Annotated in this window: 9 protein-coding genes, 1 tRNA gene and 1 pseudogene; 6 read left to right on the top strand and 5 right to left on the bottom strand. The window is 63.4% G+C overall.

The window, feature by feature from the left end:
• The first annotated feature begins 239 nt into the window (after positions 1 to 239).
• The 5 genes from G3480_RS15830 to G3480_RS28430 all read left to right on the top strand — a co-directional run bounded on the left by G3480_RS15830 (position 240) and on the right by G3480_RS28430 (position 9,058).
• Entirely contained in the window at positions 240 to 1,565 is a 1,326-nt protein-coding gene (locus G3480_RS15830; RefSeq protein WP_164654868.1) for a PhoPQ-activated protein PqaA family protein, read from the top strand.
• Positions 1,566 to 1,582: 17 nt separating this feature from the next.
• Positions 1,583 to 3,289 (top strand): H-type lectin domain-containing protein, encoded by a 1,707-nt coding sequence (locus G3480_RS15835; protein WP_164654869.1) that lies wholly within the window; start codon positions 1,583 to 1,585, stop codon positions 3,287 to 3,289.
• 648 nt (positions 3,290 to 3,937) lie between these two features.
• Positions 3,938 to 5,317: a L,D-transpeptidase gene (locus G3480_RS15840; protein WP_164654870.1), complete on the top strand. Its 1,380-nt coding sequence runs from the start codon at positions 3,938 to 3,940 to the stop codon at positions 5,315 to 5,317.
• Positions 5,314 to 6,438, top strand: a complete 1,125-nt coding sequence (locus G3480_RS15845) for an aminotransferase class V-fold PLP-dependent enzyme (protein WP_164654871.1) — start codon at positions 5,314 to 5,316, stop codon at positions 6,436 to 6,438. Before G3480_RS15840 ends, G3480_RS15845 begins: the two co-directional genes overlap by 4 nt.
• A gap of 253 nt (positions 6,439 to 6,691) precedes the next feature.
• Positions 6,692 to 9,058: an SEC-C metal-binding domain-containing protein gene (locus G3480_RS28430; protein WP_240905850.1), complete on the top strand. Its 2,367-nt coding sequence runs from the start codon at positions 6,692 to 6,694 to the stop codon at positions 9,056 to 9,058.
• Between the two features lie 775 nt (positions 9,059 to 9,833).
• On the opposite strand, the pseudogene G3480_RS15855 reads toward G3480_RS28430, so the two are convergent.
• Positions 9,834 to 10,363: pseudogene (locus G3480_RS15855) on the bottom strand (REP-associated tyrosine transposase).
• 36 nt (positions 10,364 to 10,399) lie between these two features.
• Between G3480_RS15855 and G3480_RS15860 the strand changes: the two are divergent.
• The gene (locus G3480_RS15860) at positions 10,400 to 10,837 is read left to right on the top strand and encodes a hypothetical protein (protein ID WP_164654872.1); all 438 of its coding nucleotides are present in this window, start codon (positions 10,400 to 10,402) and stop codon (positions 10,835 to 10,837) included.
• 151 nt (positions 10,838 to 10,988) lie between these two features.
• On the opposite strand, the gene G3480_RS15865 is transcribed toward G3480_RS15860, so the two are convergent.
• The 4 genes from G3480_RS15865 to alaS form a co-directional block, all read right to left on the bottom strand.
• Positions 10,989 to 11,079: transfer RNA gene (locus tag G3480_RS15865), tRNA-Ser, on the bottom strand.
• A gap of 142 nt (positions 11,080 to 11,221) precedes the next feature.
• Positions 11,222 to 11,440, bottom strand: a complete 219-nt coding sequence (gene csrA, locus G3480_RS15870; RefSeq protein ID WP_164654873.1) for a carbon storage regulator CsrA — start codon at positions 11,438 to 11,440, stop codon at positions 11,222 to 11,224.
• Positions 11,441 to 12,043: 603 nt separating this feature from the next.
• The gene (locus G3480_RS15875) at positions 12,044 to 13,273 is read right to left on the bottom strand and encodes an aspartate kinase (protein WP_164654874.1); all 1,230 of its coding nucleotides are present in this window, start codon (positions 13,271 to 13,273) and stop codon (positions 12,044 to 12,046) included.
• Positions 13,274 to 13,361: 88 nt separating this feature from the next.
• Positions 13,362 to 15,968, bottom strand: coding sequence for an alanine--tRNA ligase (alaS, locus tag G3480_RS15880; protein ID WP_164654875.1), 2,607 nt, complete (start codon positions 15,966 to 15,968; stop codon positions 13,362 to 13,364).

Consider the following 15,968-nt stretch of genomic DNA (forward strand, 5'->3'; position numbering starts at 1 on the left):
GCCTGTGGGGGGGGGGGGGCTGCTTTTATCACACCCCCCCCTCGGGGGGGCGCGCCCCCCCGCCGCCCCCGCCCCCCCCGGGGGGGGGGCCCCCCGCTCCCACCTCGCTTTGCCGGATCGTTGCAGGCCGGATACGACCAAGTTTCGGCGTTAAGGCGCTACACTCGGTGCAAGTGTCAGCCCGATGGATGCTGCAATGCTTCCCGCACGGGAGCAGCCACCACCAAGAGAACAGCCCCATGATAAAACGCTCGATCTGCGCACTGGTACTGCTCATGGTCTCGGTATCACCGTCAGAACAGGCAATGGCAGAGACCACCGCCCTGGACGACTATGTCGCCAAGGTGGACCCGAGCTACGGCTACAGCCACCGCGAGACGCGGCACGGCTGGGGTTACAGCGTGCATGTCATCGAGATGACGTCTCAGCAGTGGCGATCACCCGCCGAAGTCGATCAGGTGCTCTGGACCCATGAGGTGCTGATCGCGGTGCCCTGGATCTTCCACTCGGACAACCAGAACACCGCATTCCTCATCGTGAACGGCGGTCACAACGACGGCTCACCAGGCACGAACAACGACGAGGTGATGGGCATCATGGCCGAGATCACCGGCTCCGTGGTCGCCATGATCAGTCAAATCCCCAACCAGCCGCTGCAGTTCGCCGATGAGTCGGAACCGCGTGAGGAAGACGCCATTCTCGCCTACGGGATGGACAAGCACCTGCTGACCGGAGACCCCGAGTGGCTGGCGCAGCTGCCGATGACCAAGGCCGTGGTGCGCGCGCTCGACACGGTTCAGACCTTCTCCGCAACCTATCCGCGCGCCTTCCCGGCGCTGCCACGTATCGACGACGCCATTGTGATAGGCGGCTCCAAGCGCGGCTGGACGACCTGGCTGACGGCGGCCGTCGAGGCTCGAAAAGGCCCCGCCTCGAGAATCAAGGCCATCCTGCCAGGCTCGATCGACCTGCTGAATCTGGCGGATCAGTTCACCCACCACTGGGAGGCCTACGGATTCTATTCGCCCGCCGTTCAAGACTATGCCGCCTTCGATCTGCCCTGCCGATCGAAAACCCCGGCTGGCCGGGCGATGCTGGAGATCATCGACCCTTACGCCTACCGCGATCGTCTCACGATGCCGAAGCTGCTGGTCAATTCCGCGGGCGACCAGTTCTTCCTACCGGACTCGTCGCAGTTCTACTGGTGGGGTCTGCCGGGCCCCAAGCGCTTGCGCTACTCGCTCAACACGGACCATTCTCAGGGGCAAGACCTGGTCAGTATCATCCTGCCGACGCTCTCCTGGCTGAGCGATGTGCTCGACGACAAGGCGAGTCCACAGATCGACTGGACCTTCGCGCCCGACGGATCCATTCGCGTCTGGACGGACACACCGCCGCAAGGGGTGCGGCTCTGGCAGGCGACGAATCCAAAGGCGCGTGATTTCCGCCTGGAGACCCTTGGCGCCGCCTGGACCAGCAGCGACCTCGATCCCGCCCCGACGGTACCTACGTCGGCTATGTCCCACCGCCGCCCGAGGGCTGGACGGCTTTCACCATTGAGGTGACCTTTCCAGGCTCGACCTTGATCCCGACCCCGCTGGAGAGCGACCAGGTCTTCACCACCGGGGTTCGTGTCACGCCCGACATCCTGCCCTACGACGGCACCTCCTGCCCGGACGCCGCCGACGCGCCCATCTGGGTCCCGAACGCTGGGGCTGCGGTCGATCACAATTGGGCCTATGTCCCAGCGCCATCCGGCTATGCGGACGCGGTCGTCATCGCGGGCCCACCGAGCTTCCGCGGCCCCCATCCGGGCGTCGCCCGCCTGCGGAACGTCGGCCCCTGGGGATTCGAGCTGCGCTTTCAGGAATGGGACTACTTGGCCCGTGACTTTGGCGACAACTACCATCATGTCGAAGACATCCCTTTCCTAGTCCTAGAGCCGGGACGCCATCGGTTGAGCGACGGCTCCCTGTGGGAGGTCGGCACCTTTGCGCTCGGCGGAACGGCGGCCTGGACCGGCATGCCTTTCACCACGCCTTTCAGCGAAGCGCCAAAGCTCTTCCTGACGGTCCAGACGACCCAAGAGGATCAGGCGGTCTCCGTGCGCGCCCGCAACGTCACGGAGAGCGGCTTCGAGGCGGCGCTGTTCGAGGAAGAGGCGCTGAACGACGGGCACGCCACCGAGATTGTGGGCTACCTGGCGATCTCCAGCCCCTCCGGATCAGGCCTGCTCGACCTGCGTGACGAGCAGGCGCCCTATCTCCTGCAAACCTTGGCAGGCAACGGGCATTGGGTACCGGCTGTCAGCCAGCGTCTCAAGCTCGAGGAAGAAACATCGCGCGATGGCGAGGTCGATCACACCGATGAGACGCTGCACCTGCTGGCACTGGGCCGTCAGCTCTTCGCCCAGCAGGTCAGCTTCAACGACAGCGACACCACGGCCCTGCGCCGACTCGAGCCCACGGGTGACGCCCAGCTCGAATGGGGGCTGCTGCGCGGCGTCGACCATGGCTGGCAAGTCCTGCCCTTCGCCAAGCACTACCTCGACCCGGTCGTCATCGCCAAGCCTGTTTCAAGCGCGGACGGGGATCCTGGCGTCATGCGCCTCACTGACGTCAGCGGAGACTTCGCTCGACTGCGTTATCAGGAGTGGGACTATCTCGACGGCGCGCACAGGCCCGAGGATGTCTTCTTCATGGTCGCCGAGGCCACGCGCCCCATCACGGGCCCGCACAACCTGGGTGGACTCACCATCGAAGCGCGCAAGCTCGCCACCAGCGCCCTTGCTCGCGCCGGCGAATGGAGCGGTGTGACCTTCTCCGCCAATCTGGCGCCGGACGGGCTGATACCGCCCGCGGTTTTCGCGAGCATCCTGTCGAGCAATGACAGCGACGCGGTCACCACCCGGATCGACAACCTGGGTGTCTGGGGTTTCGACCTCGCCATGGACGAGCAGAAGACCAAGCGCGACGGCCACCTGCCCGAGCGGATCAGCTGGATTGCGGCGCAGGCGGGCCAGGGCATCACCAGCGAGGGCCTGCAAATCGATGTCTTCTTTCAATCCCTGGACGACGCGCCTCGGTCCCTGAGCTATCCGCGACCGACCTGCAACCTGCACCCCACCGTCCTGGGAGATGTCGTCAGCAGTGTCGAACTCGACCCCGTCTTCCTGCGTTACGCCAACCCAACCAACACCCAGATCGAACTCGGTCTGACCGAAGAGACTTCCGACGAAGGGGATCCTTTCCACGCCCCCGAAGACGTGGGGATCTTGATCGCGGAATAAGGCGATTGCCGGGAAATCGCATCGCAGATGGCGCGGCCTCGATCATTCTGCGATCCAAGCGCGCGCTCGGTGGGAGCGGCGCCTCGCCGCGACGGGCGCGCGATCGCGGCGAGGCGCCGCTCCCGCGTCGCTCTGCCTGAAACTGGGCGGCCCAATGATCAACGCCGATGGCGCCGGATTCGCGTCCCTGAAGACGCCGGCACCAAGACGCTCGCGACGCCGCTCAGCCAAAGTGCGAAATCATAGGGAGCACCCAGCGTCCTGCCTTGGCAGCCTCATCTCCAAACAGGGGGTGTGCCCTCGGCACCCAACGGCCGCTCGCCGGCGGGAGGCTTTCGGCTCACCTCGACCGCACTTCAGCGCCCACCTGCAGTCTATTGGTAGAGAAAGCATTGAGATTATAGGTTTAGGGGTGTTCTCGGACGCTTCGCGGGGTATGCTAGCAAGTCAACAATGACTTGGCTTCGCAGCAAGACCAGTGCTCCCGCACCAGCGGTGCGGCGTGGCGACCCGAAAGTGACGTGAACGCTCGCACGCGATCTCTCCAGGAAGCTCATTTGAAACGTCCGGCATCTGCGCTGCGGTCCAGAAGGCGGACGCACAGGCAAGAAACTACCAGAGTGCCCCCATCGCTCGGGAATGACATCTATGACTCACACTGACAACACCCTCTCCCTTCCCTTGGGTTCGCTCAAGATCGCGCTCAGCTCGCTCATCGCCCTGAGCCTGCTTGGCTGCGACGGATTGGCGCGCTTCACCGCGAAGCCCGACAAGAAGGCGGAAGCGGTCGTCGCCGTTGAGGAGCCAGCCGAGCCCGCCCCCATCCCGGCGTCCAAAGAGAAGAAGCCAGTCGAAAAGCCGAAAAAGGCCCCGCTTTACGAATGGAATGGGGACGGCAGATCCGTCACGCGCATCGTCATCAATACCAACGAGCAGAAGGCACGCTTCTACGCCGACAACGAAGAGATCGGCTGGGCAACCGTGGCGACAGGTGTGTCCAAGCACCCCACCCCAACCGGTCAGTTCGAGGTAATGGAGAAGGTCGCGAACAAGCGCTCCAACCTCTACGGCAAGGTCGTCAAGAACGGCAAGGTCGTCAAACGCAGTGTCAAGGTTGGTCGTGACTCCATTCCCGCAGGCGGGACCTTTGAAGGGGCCAAGATGCCCTACTTCATGAGACTGACCTACGACGGCGTGGGGCTCCACGCCGGCCCCATTCCACGGCCGGGCAGCCCCGCCTCGCACGGCTGTATCCGCATGCCCAGCAAGTTCGCGCCACTCGCCTTCAAGCACGTGTCCGAGGGAACATCGGTGGAGATCGTCGGCAAGGGGCCGAGCTATGGGGACTATGTCGCCAAGCAGCGCGCTATCGCGGCGAAACGCGCCGCCGAACGCAAGCGGGTAGCCGCCGCCGCCAAGCAGCCCACGAAGAAGGCCGCGACGACGCCCGTCGCGACCAGCGTTGCCGAGTCCACGCCAGCTGCCGCACCTGCCGCAGCCGCCGGCACCGTCGCGGCGGCGGCTGCCGTCACCCAGACGGCTCAGGCGAAAGACAGCTCGGCCGCCACCCAGACCCTTGAGACTTCGCCCCCGCGCGAGACGCACATGCGCGCGCCGGCCGAGGATAGCGCCGAGACTTCAGTCGCAGCGCAACAGAGCGCACCGACAGTGACTCAGGAGCCGGCGCCCTCCGCGCCAGAGCCATCGGTCGAGACAGCACAGGCCCAAGCCCCAACGCCAGCGCCTAAAGCGGCTGAGCCCCCAGCCGCCGTAGAGGCTGACCCGCAGCCAGTCGCGGCCGAGCCCCTGCCCGAGCCGACACCTCCCGAGGTCGCAGCGCCAAAGCCGGCCAAGCCGGCGGAGCCGACTCAGATCGCCGCCCCCAAGCCCGCGCAGGAGCCCTCAGCCCCTGTCGTCGAGAAGCCTGCTGCGGCGCCAAAGCCCGCGGCTTCGGTTCCCGCCGCGCCCGCGCCCGCACCCGCGCCGGCTGCATCGGCCCCGCCGCCGCCCGCGGCCGACGCCGGATGACGGAGGAGTTTCCACTCGCGCCAGACCTCTGCCATCTCAATCACGCCGCGGTCGGACCCTGGCCTAGGCGCACGGCCGAGGTCGTCGCTCAGTTCGCCAGGGAGAACAGCCGCCAGGGGTCCCTGGGCTATCCGCAATGGCTCGGCGTGGAGCAACGGCTGCGCGAGCGTTTGGCGCGCTTGATCGCGGCGGACTCGGCAGACGACATCGCGCTCGCCAAGAACACATCCGAGGCGCTCTCGATCATCGCACAGGGGCTCACCTGGGAGCCTGGTGACAACATCATCGGCATCAGGCAGGAGTTCCCATCCAATCGCATCGTTTGGGAATCGCTGGCGGATCGAGGGGTGGAGTGGCGCGCCTTGGACCTTGAGGCATCGACCGATCCGGAAGGCGACCTCATCGCACGCTGCGACGCGCGCACCCGCATGATCGCCATTAGCTGGGTGCAGTACGCCAGCGGTCTGCGCTTGGACCTCAAGCGAATCGGCGCCTTCTGTCAGGACAAGGGCGTGCTTTTTTGCGTCGATGCCATCCAGGGGCTCGGCGCCCTGCCCTTTGATCTCGCCAGCACCCAAGCGGATTTCGTCGTGGCGGACGGGCACAAGTGGATGCTCGGGCCAGAGGGCGTGGCCCTGCTCTATGTGCGGCCCGAGCTGAGAGACCAGCTCAGCCTGCACCAATTCGGCTGGCACATGGTCGAGCACTGCGGTGATTTCGACCGCACCGACTGGGCGCCGGCCGCCAGCGCGCGACGCTTCGAGTGCGGCAGCCCAAACCTGCTGGGGGTGCACGCCCTGGAGGCCAGCCTCTCCTTGCTTGAAGAGGTCGGGATGGATCAGGTACGGGAGAGGCTCCAAGCGCGGGTTGATCACCTGATTAGGCTGATCGACGCGCGCGGCTTCGATCTGCTCACGCCGCGCGAGCTTGAGCGGCGCGCGGGGATCCTCACCTTTCGCGTCCCGGGTGTCGCCTCGGACCACCTCTATGCTGAACTCATGGCGCGCCGCGTTCTCTGCGCGCACAGGGGCGGAGGCATCCGTTTTTCGCCTCACTTCTACACCCCGATGGAGGTTCTCGACCGCGCGATGGGCGTTGTCGACGCGGTCATCCACGGCTGATCGGCGCCGTCACCTCAGGGCCATCTGCCGGTCAGGGCGCACTGCCGGCCTCGTCCAGGGGCTGTCGGCATCAAAGGAAGCTTCAGCGACTGGCCGACAACCGTCACCCCCATGCCACCTGCGCGCGCTCGGATCAACTCGGTGCCGAGCGCACCGTCGCTCCCACGCCGCACGCAAAACCACTCGCGGCACTGCTCGACGACGTCAGGATCACCTGGAATAATTCGGCCCCTTCAACGCGAGGGGGCTCTTGATGACTAACCTGATCGATCTTGCGAAGGGCAAGCTCAATGATCCCATCCTGATGGATTGGGCGATCGACCGCTATAAGGATGCTGCGCCGGCGGGCGCATCCCGCAGGCACGCCATGGAGTCGAACTGGTTCGACGAAGTGACGCTGCAGCGCTGGCTGGATAGCAATGAAGAGGAACTTCTCGGGCGTCTCTTTCGCGAACTGCCGACAGAGCGATTCGCAAGCCTCGGCGGAGCGATCAGCGCACGTTGGAGCGGCTGGAGCAACAACCTCGCCCACCAGGCGGCATTCGTCTTTGGCCGGGTCGCACCTGACCTTGCGCTCGCGTGCTTCCGAGATGCGATTTCTCGCCATGCCTATGACGTCTTCACGCTCGCGAGAATTGCCGAAACCCTGCCGTTGCTTCCCGAACCGGGACGTTCTGAGTTACTCCAGCACATTGCAGCCGCTGCTGCGGACGGGCGTTTATCGCAACGGGATCGAACATTGCTGCTCGACGCGATCATTCGGTTCGGCTTCGCCATCGACGCCGAGATTGCGCTGGATGCCGCAAGGGAACGCTTGACGACGAATGCCCAAGATGACCGCTTTCAGGCTGTGTTGAACGCGATCGGCTCCGGCATCCTCGGCACAAGCCCCTACTTCCGTTTGGCATCGGAGATCCGCGCGAATCAGACTGAGCAGAGGTTTCTTGGCCTCAGCGCCCTCTTCCGCGACGATGCCCCGCTCGAGCAGCTCGATAGGCTCTGCCAAGACGATCCCAAGCTGCCCGACCTGACCACAGAGGTCGAGCGCTTCGTTCCAGAGCCCGCCCGCGCGCACCTGCTTGCCATCGTCGAGAGCGTAACGACAGGCGAGCACTCGCAGCACAGGGAGGCTCTCGCGGACATGCTCGTCGGCGCGGTCGCCGCATCCTGCGAGCTGTCCGAGCTGGACGCCTCGTCGCTCTCGCTGCCGTCCGTGGTGGAGCTGCTGTCGGTCGATATCGAGTTCCAACGTCATCTCGACGCGCTCTACCGGCGCCTGGAAGCCTTCCCGCCCGAAGAGGTCGCACCAGCGCTCATCAAGGCGCTCGCCAAGGAACTCGTCACCTTTGGCGCCGAGGCGATCGCCGAATGCATGGGACGTTTGGGTTGGGAGGCATTCATCCCCTCCCTGATGGTCGCCATCAACGAGGACTCTGGAAATGTGGCAGCTGAGGTGGCGCGGGACGCACTCATCCGTATCGGTGCACCAGCCGCCGACGCCCTGCTTCGGGACTGGAAGACGCTGGACACCACTCAGCAGATCTACGGCCTATCGGTGATCGAAGGCATCGGCGGCGAGCCGGCCGTCCGACTCGGGCTGGACCACCAAGATGAGCTGTTGGCGGAGGATCCGGAATCCTGGACGCGGCTGGTCTCGGCTGCCCCGGATCCAAGGCTGCTGGAGCGCTTGGAGCCACTGCTGCCACGTAAACAGTCTCTCCTCGACGAGGCCTTCTATGTAACCGGAACCTTGCTCGACGCTGACAAGGCGCAACTCGCAGACGTCGGACAACGGGTGCTGGTGCGTCGCAAAGAACATCGGGAGCAGCTTGCCGCGCTGATGGGAGGCAACTTGGCTCGAGAAACCCTGCGATTGACCCTGAGCTGCCCAGACTGCGGATCGGTCAACAGCTACCAAGTAGGCTGCATCGCGGTCGCCCCCAAAGATCCCGACATTCAGCCAATCCTCGCCGAGGAGGTCGCCTGCGTGGCCTGCGGCAACTGGAGTGATCTCAGGCTCACGACCGAAGCCACGCTCGCAGTCATGGGGGAGCTTCTGATACTGGCGACTCAGAGCAAGGCAGGAGCCCCCATCCAAAGCAAAATCATCAAAGCCTTCAACGCCTCGATGAATGGCAAGACGCAGGCGATCGGACGTGTCTTGGCGACCTGCCAGGCGGCCGTGGACGCCGACTCATCGCGGCTCGCCGACTGGTTGAGACTTGCTTATTGCTATCAAATCGCGCTATCGAGACCCCATTTCGCGGCACGCTTCCGCGCTAAGGCGCTCGAACTCGATCCCAATGCCGTCGAGGCCGTCCTGCTCGAAGCCAGTGCGCGCATGGGTGATGGACGGCTCGCGGAGGCAATGACCCTGCTCGAGCAGGCGCTCGCAGCGAAGGAGCGTTGGCGATTCCTCCTCTCCGAAGTCGGCCAGCCGCGCGACATTGCGGGACAATTCGCGCAGCTCTACAACAACTTGCTCGACAGGCTCAACCGAGTCAATGCTGTCAGACTCCACCCCGCTTTCTTGGGAGGAAAGAAAAAGGTCGGGCGTAATGACCCCTGCCCATGCGGCAGCGGCAAGAAATACAAGAAATGCTGTCTGAGCAGCGATTGAAACGCCCCCGCAAGACTTAGTGTAACCTCGGCAACCGTTGCGGGCCCGCATGCACCGCTCGCCGCACCAAAGGCCTTGGATAAACCGGCGTCGATCATCCTTGGGGCCAGCCGTGTTCTGTAGTGGACAAGCGCAGCGCAGTCCACCAACAACGGCGCGGGATTCGGTGGACTTCGCTCTGGCTTGTCCACCCGCGGGCTTTCGCGTTAGCCAACCGCCATTCGCGTCGAAGTTGCGTAGGATACCCGAGAGGGCGATCCGCCGGGCCAAGGTCAGCGCAAAACGCCAATGCCGTTGGATGCCAAATGGTGGAACCGCCTATCGGCGTTCCACCCTACGCGGGCTTTCGCGTCGAAGCTGCGTAGGGCGGATGCCCGAGAGGGCAATCCGCCAGGCCAAGGTCAGCGCAAAACGTCAACGCCGGCCGATGCCAAATGGTGGAACCGCCTATCGGCGTTCCACCCTACGCGGGCTGCGGAGAGCGGATACCCGAGAGGGCGATCCGCCAAGCCAAGGTCAGCGCAAAAACGTCAACGCCAGTGGATACCAAATGGTGGAACCGCCTATCGGCGTTCCACCCTACGCGGGCTTCCTTGTTGAAAGGCAACCGCGTAGGGCGGATGCCCGAGAGGGCGATCCGCCAAGCCACGGTGGACGCAGACCCCCAACATCGGTGGATACCAAATGGCGGAACCGCTATCGCGTTCCACCCTACTCGGGCTTGCGGATGTTGGGGTTCACTCTCGTTCACCTCAAACCACGCTGCCTGCATCGATCAACGCTCTCCAGCAGAAATCGATTCGAGCGGAGCGAGTCCCCAATCGAGCGGGTAGAGACCGACCGAGACAAGACGGTGGAATGTCGAATAGGGCCAGTCACGAACCGCCACGACATGGCCATGCTTGACCGGATTGAAATGGAGATAATCCATGTACCGAGCATAATCCACCTCGTCACGGATCGCATGCTCCCGAAGCGGCGCTGCCAAATCCCACGCTCGCCGCGTGCGACACGGGTACGGCTGCGACGTTCCGTCATGGGAATGGAGCGCACGAAACGGATCTTTATCGCCTTGATCCGGTTCGAGAAATCATCGTCGCCTTCCGGCAGGGTGATGACGCAATGCATGTGGTCCGGCAGCACCACCCAACCGTCGATATGAAACGGCCGCTGCCGTCGGGTCAAACGCACAGCATCGCGTAGGGCATCGATATGGCGCACCAGAAGATCCGAGCGCCGCTCAAGCAGGTTGATCGTGAAGAAATAAGTCCCGCCCCGAACGTGATAGCGGCGATATCTCGACATCCCGCCTCCTTGTTGAAAGGCAACCGCGTAGGGCGGATGCCCGAGAGGGTGATCCGCCAGGCCAAGGTCAGCGCAAACCGCCAACGCCGGTGGATGCCGAATGGTGGAACCGCCTATCGGCGTTCCACCCTACGCGGGCTGCTGCCGCTGATTGAGCCGGCGATCCGCGGGCAGCGCGTGGCGATCTTCAACGCCCCGATCGATGCTCGTAGCTCTGGCCTGGCTCGGGTCCTGGCTGGTGTGGCCGAGATCCGATGCGTGATGCGCGAATTCGCGCCCGTCTATGGTGAGTGGAACACCCGCCGAGGCGCCTACCGTTGGCAGAGCCTGACGACGGCCGCTCGTCACGTCGGCTTCGCCTGGCCACACGAGCCACGTCAGGCCCGGCACGAATGCCTGGCGACACAGGCGGTCTGGCGCTATCTAGCGAGCTGGCCGGGAATGATGCCTCTTCCGGACGATGGTAGACGCTAGGCTAAGTCAGGGACGCTGGAATCGGTCAGTAGGCAATCGAACAGACACCGATAATTATCGATCGATGAATGTTAGGCGACTTCTTAGTGGGGGACTGCTTGCACAAGCAGATGCGCAAGCAATTGAATTGCAAAAGCAATTCTAAAATGTATGGCGGAGAGAGAGGGATTCGAACCCTCGATAGGGGATTAACCTATACTCCCTTAGCAGGGGAGCGCCTTCAGCCACTCGGCCACCTCTCCGTGAGCGCGTTTCGGAACGATACAACGCTTTTAAGCTAAGACCTGCTCGGTTCCGTATCAAACTTTGCGCATCTTGAGCGTGCTAGAAGCACCTTCCTCTCAAGGCCGGGCATTATATCACACCCGGCACGCGGTGTTCTAGTTAGTCGAGCTGACCGGCGTGATTCACAGTGTCTGCGCCCTGACCAACCTCGGCCTGCTCGCGTTTGATACGCTCGTAGATCTCTTCGCGATGGACGGCCACGTCGCGTGGCGCGTTGACGCCAATGCGCACTTGATTGCCCTTGACTCCAAGCACGGTCACCGTGACTTCGTCGCCGATCATCAGAGTTTCGCCAACTCGGCGAGTCAAAATCAACATTGTTTCGTTCTCCCTCTAGATCCTTATCCGACTCGATGATGATGCACCTGTCTGCGCCACCGCTTAGGCTCGAATGGCCGCAGTCAGGCGATTGAATCACCCCCACACCAAGGGCTAAGGCAAGCGCCCTGCTCTGGAATTCTATCAGTTCGCACAGGCCGTTCGGTAGTCGAACCGCAGGTTGCAATGATATCTGACTATTCACTGCAATTTTGGTCGATCTTGTCGAATACAAGACAAAACGACGCTGCGTTTCCGACCAACGGCTAAAATGCCCGACTTAAGTAGTGTAGCCCAATTTCTCAGGAGCCACTGAGCGGCAAACACGACCAGAATAACAACTTCAAAAACAGAAACCTAAGAAAAAAACCCGAGAGACCGAGATCGACCCGCAAAGCACGCGCCCTGCAGCTTGCGTGTAACCCTCCGGCTTAGGCGTGGATTTACAATAGAAAGCATTGGTTGCTCCCGCTGCCTTGAGACGCAAATCATTCGGCCATTCGCCCTACCAACGGCGACGTGACCCTTTTGGCTTTCAGGTCCAACTCGTCGTCAAGCAGATGAGCTTTCGCACCACAAGCGCTTGAGGCAGGTTGTTCCGCGCTAGGCAAGCTCGGCACTCTCTAAGCCAAAGGCGTCGTGCAAGGTCCGCACCCCAAGTTCGAGGTATTTCTCGTCGACGACGACCGAAATCTTGATCTCGGAGGTCGAAATCATGCGAATGTTGATCCCTTCTTTCGCCAGACTTGCGAACATGCGACTTGCGATGCCCGCATGGCTACGCATGCCCACACCCACCAGAGAGATCTTGACGATTTGCGGATCACCGAGGACCTCTCGCGCCCCGAGGTGATTGGCCGTTTGACGCAGAATCTCCAGCGCGCGCGTGTAATCGTTGCGATGCACCGTGAAGGTGAAATCGGTTGTCGCCTCCTGCGCCGCGATGTTCTGCACGATCATGTCGACTTCGATGTTCGCATCGGCGATCGGCCCCAGGATCTGAGACGCCACACCGGGCTGGTCCGGTACACCAAGCACGGTCAGCTTGGCCTCGTCGCGGCTGAAGGCGATACCTGAGATCTGGGCGTCTTCCACGGCATTTTCCTCGAATGTAATCAGGGTGCCCTCACCTTCCTCGAAGCTCGAGAGCACGCGCAGCGGGACTCGGTACTTTCCGGCAAACTCGACCGAGCGGATCTGAAGCACCTTGGAGCCCAGGCTGGCCATTTCCAGCATCTCCTCGAAGGTGATGCGGTCGAGCTTGCGCGCCTTGGGCTCGACGCGCGGATCCGTCGTGTAAACCCCGTCGACGTCGGTGTAGATTTGGCACTCGTCAGCCTTGAGGGCGGCCGCGATCGCAACCGCCGAGGTGTCCGAGCCGCCGCGCCCCAGTGTCGTGATATCGCCTTGCTCGTCGATCCCCTGAAACCCGGCCACCACCACCACGCGCCCCGCGTCGAGATCGGCGCGCACGCGCGCGCCGTCGATATCGCGGATGCGCGCCTTGTTGTGCGCGCTATCGGTCAGGATGTGGACCTGGGCGCCGGTGTAGGAGCGCGCGGGACAGTCATGCGCCTGCAGCGCCATGCTGAGCAGCGCAATGGTGACCTGCTCACCGGTGGAGAGCAGCACGTCGAGTTCACGCGGCTCGGGAAGCGGCTGAATCTGTCTCGCCAAACCGATGAGGCGATCGGTCTCGCCCGACATCGCAGAGACGACCACCACGACCTGGTGCCCCTGATCACGCCAGCGTTTCACACGCTCGGCAACCGCCATGATGCGCTCGACGGTCCCAACGGAAGTCCCGCCGTACTTCTGCACGATCAGCGCCATGGATGATTCCTGTATCGCTCTACTTCGACCATTCTCGGTTTCACGCTAATCAGCACTTGCTCGCACAAGCCGACTGCCGCGCGATGCGTCAAGCACTGAGACGACCCGCAACCCAACCCGAGACCAGGTCCAACGCGGCGGGGATGCCCGCCGGATCGCTGCCGCCGGCCTGCGCCATGTCGGGCCGACCCCCGCCCTTGCCACCGACCTGTTGCGCGACCTCGCGAATGAGGTCGCCGGCCTTGACGCGATCGGTCAGATCCTTGGTCACACCAGCGACTAAGCTGACCTTGCCGTCCGACTCGGTCGCCAGAACGACCACCGCGCTGCCGAGCTTGTCCTTGAGTTGATCCAGGGTGGCTCGCAGGCTCTTGGGATCAGCGCCATCGAGACGCGCCGAAAGGACCTTGACCCCCGCGACCTCGATGGCCTGGGCAGCTAGATCCTGTCCGGCGGAGTTCGCCAGCTTGGACTTGAGCTGCTCCAGTTCCTTCTCCAGTCGACGGGCCTTGTCCATCAACTGAACGACACGCTCATCGACGTCGTCACGCCCCCCCTTGAGCAGCCCCGCAAGCCGCAAGATCCGATCTTCGTCGGCCTCGACCCAGTCCAGCGCCGTCGCGCCGGTCACGGCCTCGATGCGGCGAACGCCGGCGGCGATACCCGTCTCGGAGGCGACCTTGAACAAACCAATGTCGCCGACCGCCTTCACATGGGTACCGCCACAGAGTTCGGTCGAAAAATCACCCATGCGGAGGACGCGCACCTGATCGGCATACTTTTCGCCGAACAGCGCCATGGCCCCAGAGTCCTTGGCATCGTCCAGGCTCATGATGCGGGTCTCGACCATGTGGTTGGCGCGGATCTCCTGATTGACGAGCCGCTCGATGGTGAGGAGCTGCTGGCGCGAGACAGGCTCGAAGTGCGAGAAATCGAAGCGCAGGCGCTCCGGCCCGACCAAGGACCCCTTTTGCTGCACGTGCTCACCCAGCACCTCACGCAAAGCCGCGTGGAGCAAATGAGTTGCCGAGTGGTTCAAGGCGATCGCGTTACGACGATCGGCATCAACGCGCGCCTCGACGCGGTCACCCACGGCGAGCTGACCCTCGCTGACCTGCCCGACGTGAACCAGCACAGCCTCGCCCTTCTTCTGCGTCCCCTGCACCTCGAAGCGCGCAGTCTCGGTCGTCAGCCAACCGCAGTCGCCGACCTGGCCGCCCGACTCGCCGTAAAAGGGGCTCACGTCGAGGATGACCAGCCCCTCTTCGCCCGCCTCCAGCAGGTCGCAGGACTCGCCGTCTTTGTAGACCGCCACCACGGTCGCCTCTTCCTGAAGCCGGTCATAGCCGCAAAAATCAGTCTCGCCTTGGACCTCAATCTCCAGCGACTGCGTCGCTCCGAACTGACTGGCGGCGCGTGCGCGCTCCTTCTGCTCGGCCATGGCGGACTCGAAGCCCTTCATGTCCAGGGCCAAACCGCGCTCTCGGGCGATATCGGCAGTCAAGTCGGTCGGGAATCCGTAGGTGTCGTAGAGCTTGAAGACGGTCTCGCCGAGGATGACGCCGTCGGACATCCCAGCGATCGCTTCCTCGAGGATCCGCATGCCGTGCTCGAGCGTCTCGGCGAAACGCTCTTCCTCGAGCTTGATGATGCGCTCGACGTGCGCCTGACCCGCCTTCAGCTCAGGATAGGCCGCACCCATCTCGGCGATCAGGGGGGCGAGCAGCCGGTGGAAGAAGGGCTCGGCGCAGCCCAGCCGATAGCCATGGCGAATGGCGCGGCGCATGATGCGCCGCAGCACATAGCCACGCCCCTCGTTGCCCGGCGTCACGCCGTCGACAATGAGGAAGGCGGTCGCGCGAATGTGATCCGCGATCACCCGCAGCGACTTGTCGCCCAGATCGCCGCAACCCGTCACCTCGGCCGCGGCTGCGATGAGACTGCGGAAGAGATCGATGTCGTAGTTGCTGTGAACCCCCTGCATCACCGCAGCCAAGCGCTCCAGCCCCATGCCAGTGTCCACCGAAGGACGCGGCAGCGGGGTCAGCTTGCCCTCGGCATCACGGTTGTACTGCATGAACACCAGGTTCCAGATCTCGACGTAGCGGTCTCCGTCCTCGTCCGGCGAGCCAGGTGGGCCGCCGGCAATCTCCGGACCATGGTCGTAGAAGATCTCGGAACAGGGGCCGCAGGGACCGGTATCGCCCATCGACCAGAAATTGTCCTTGGCGCCGCAGCGCGAAAAGCGGCTCGGATCGACCTTCAGCTCATTCAGCCAAATATCGGCGGCATCCTGGTCCTCCGTGAAGACCGTCACCCACAGCCGCTCCGGCGGGAGCTTGAGCACCCCCGTGAGATAGTCCCAGGCGAATTCGATCGCATCGCGCTTGAAGTAATCGCCGAAGCTGAAATTGCCCAGCATCTCGAAAAAGGTGTGATGCCGTGCGGTGTAGCCGACGTTCTCCAGGTCGTTATGCTTGCCGCCGGCCCGAACACAGCGCTGCGAGCTGACCGCCCGGCTATAGTCGCGCCGCTCCCGCCCCAGGAAGACCTCCTTGAACTGGACCATGCCCGCATTGGTGAACAGCAGGGTGGGATCGTTCGCCGGGATCAGGGGGCTGGAGACAACCCGCTCATGTCCGCGTTGCTCGAAATACTCGAGGAAGCTGGCTCGAAGCTCTGCACTGGTGGTCAT

Source organism: Thiorhodococcus mannitoliphagus (assembly GCF_010915725.1).
GTDB classification, from domain to species: Bacteria; Pseudomonadota; Gammaproteobacteria; order Chromatiales; family Chromatiaceae; genus Thiorhodococcus; species Thiorhodococcus mannitoliphagus.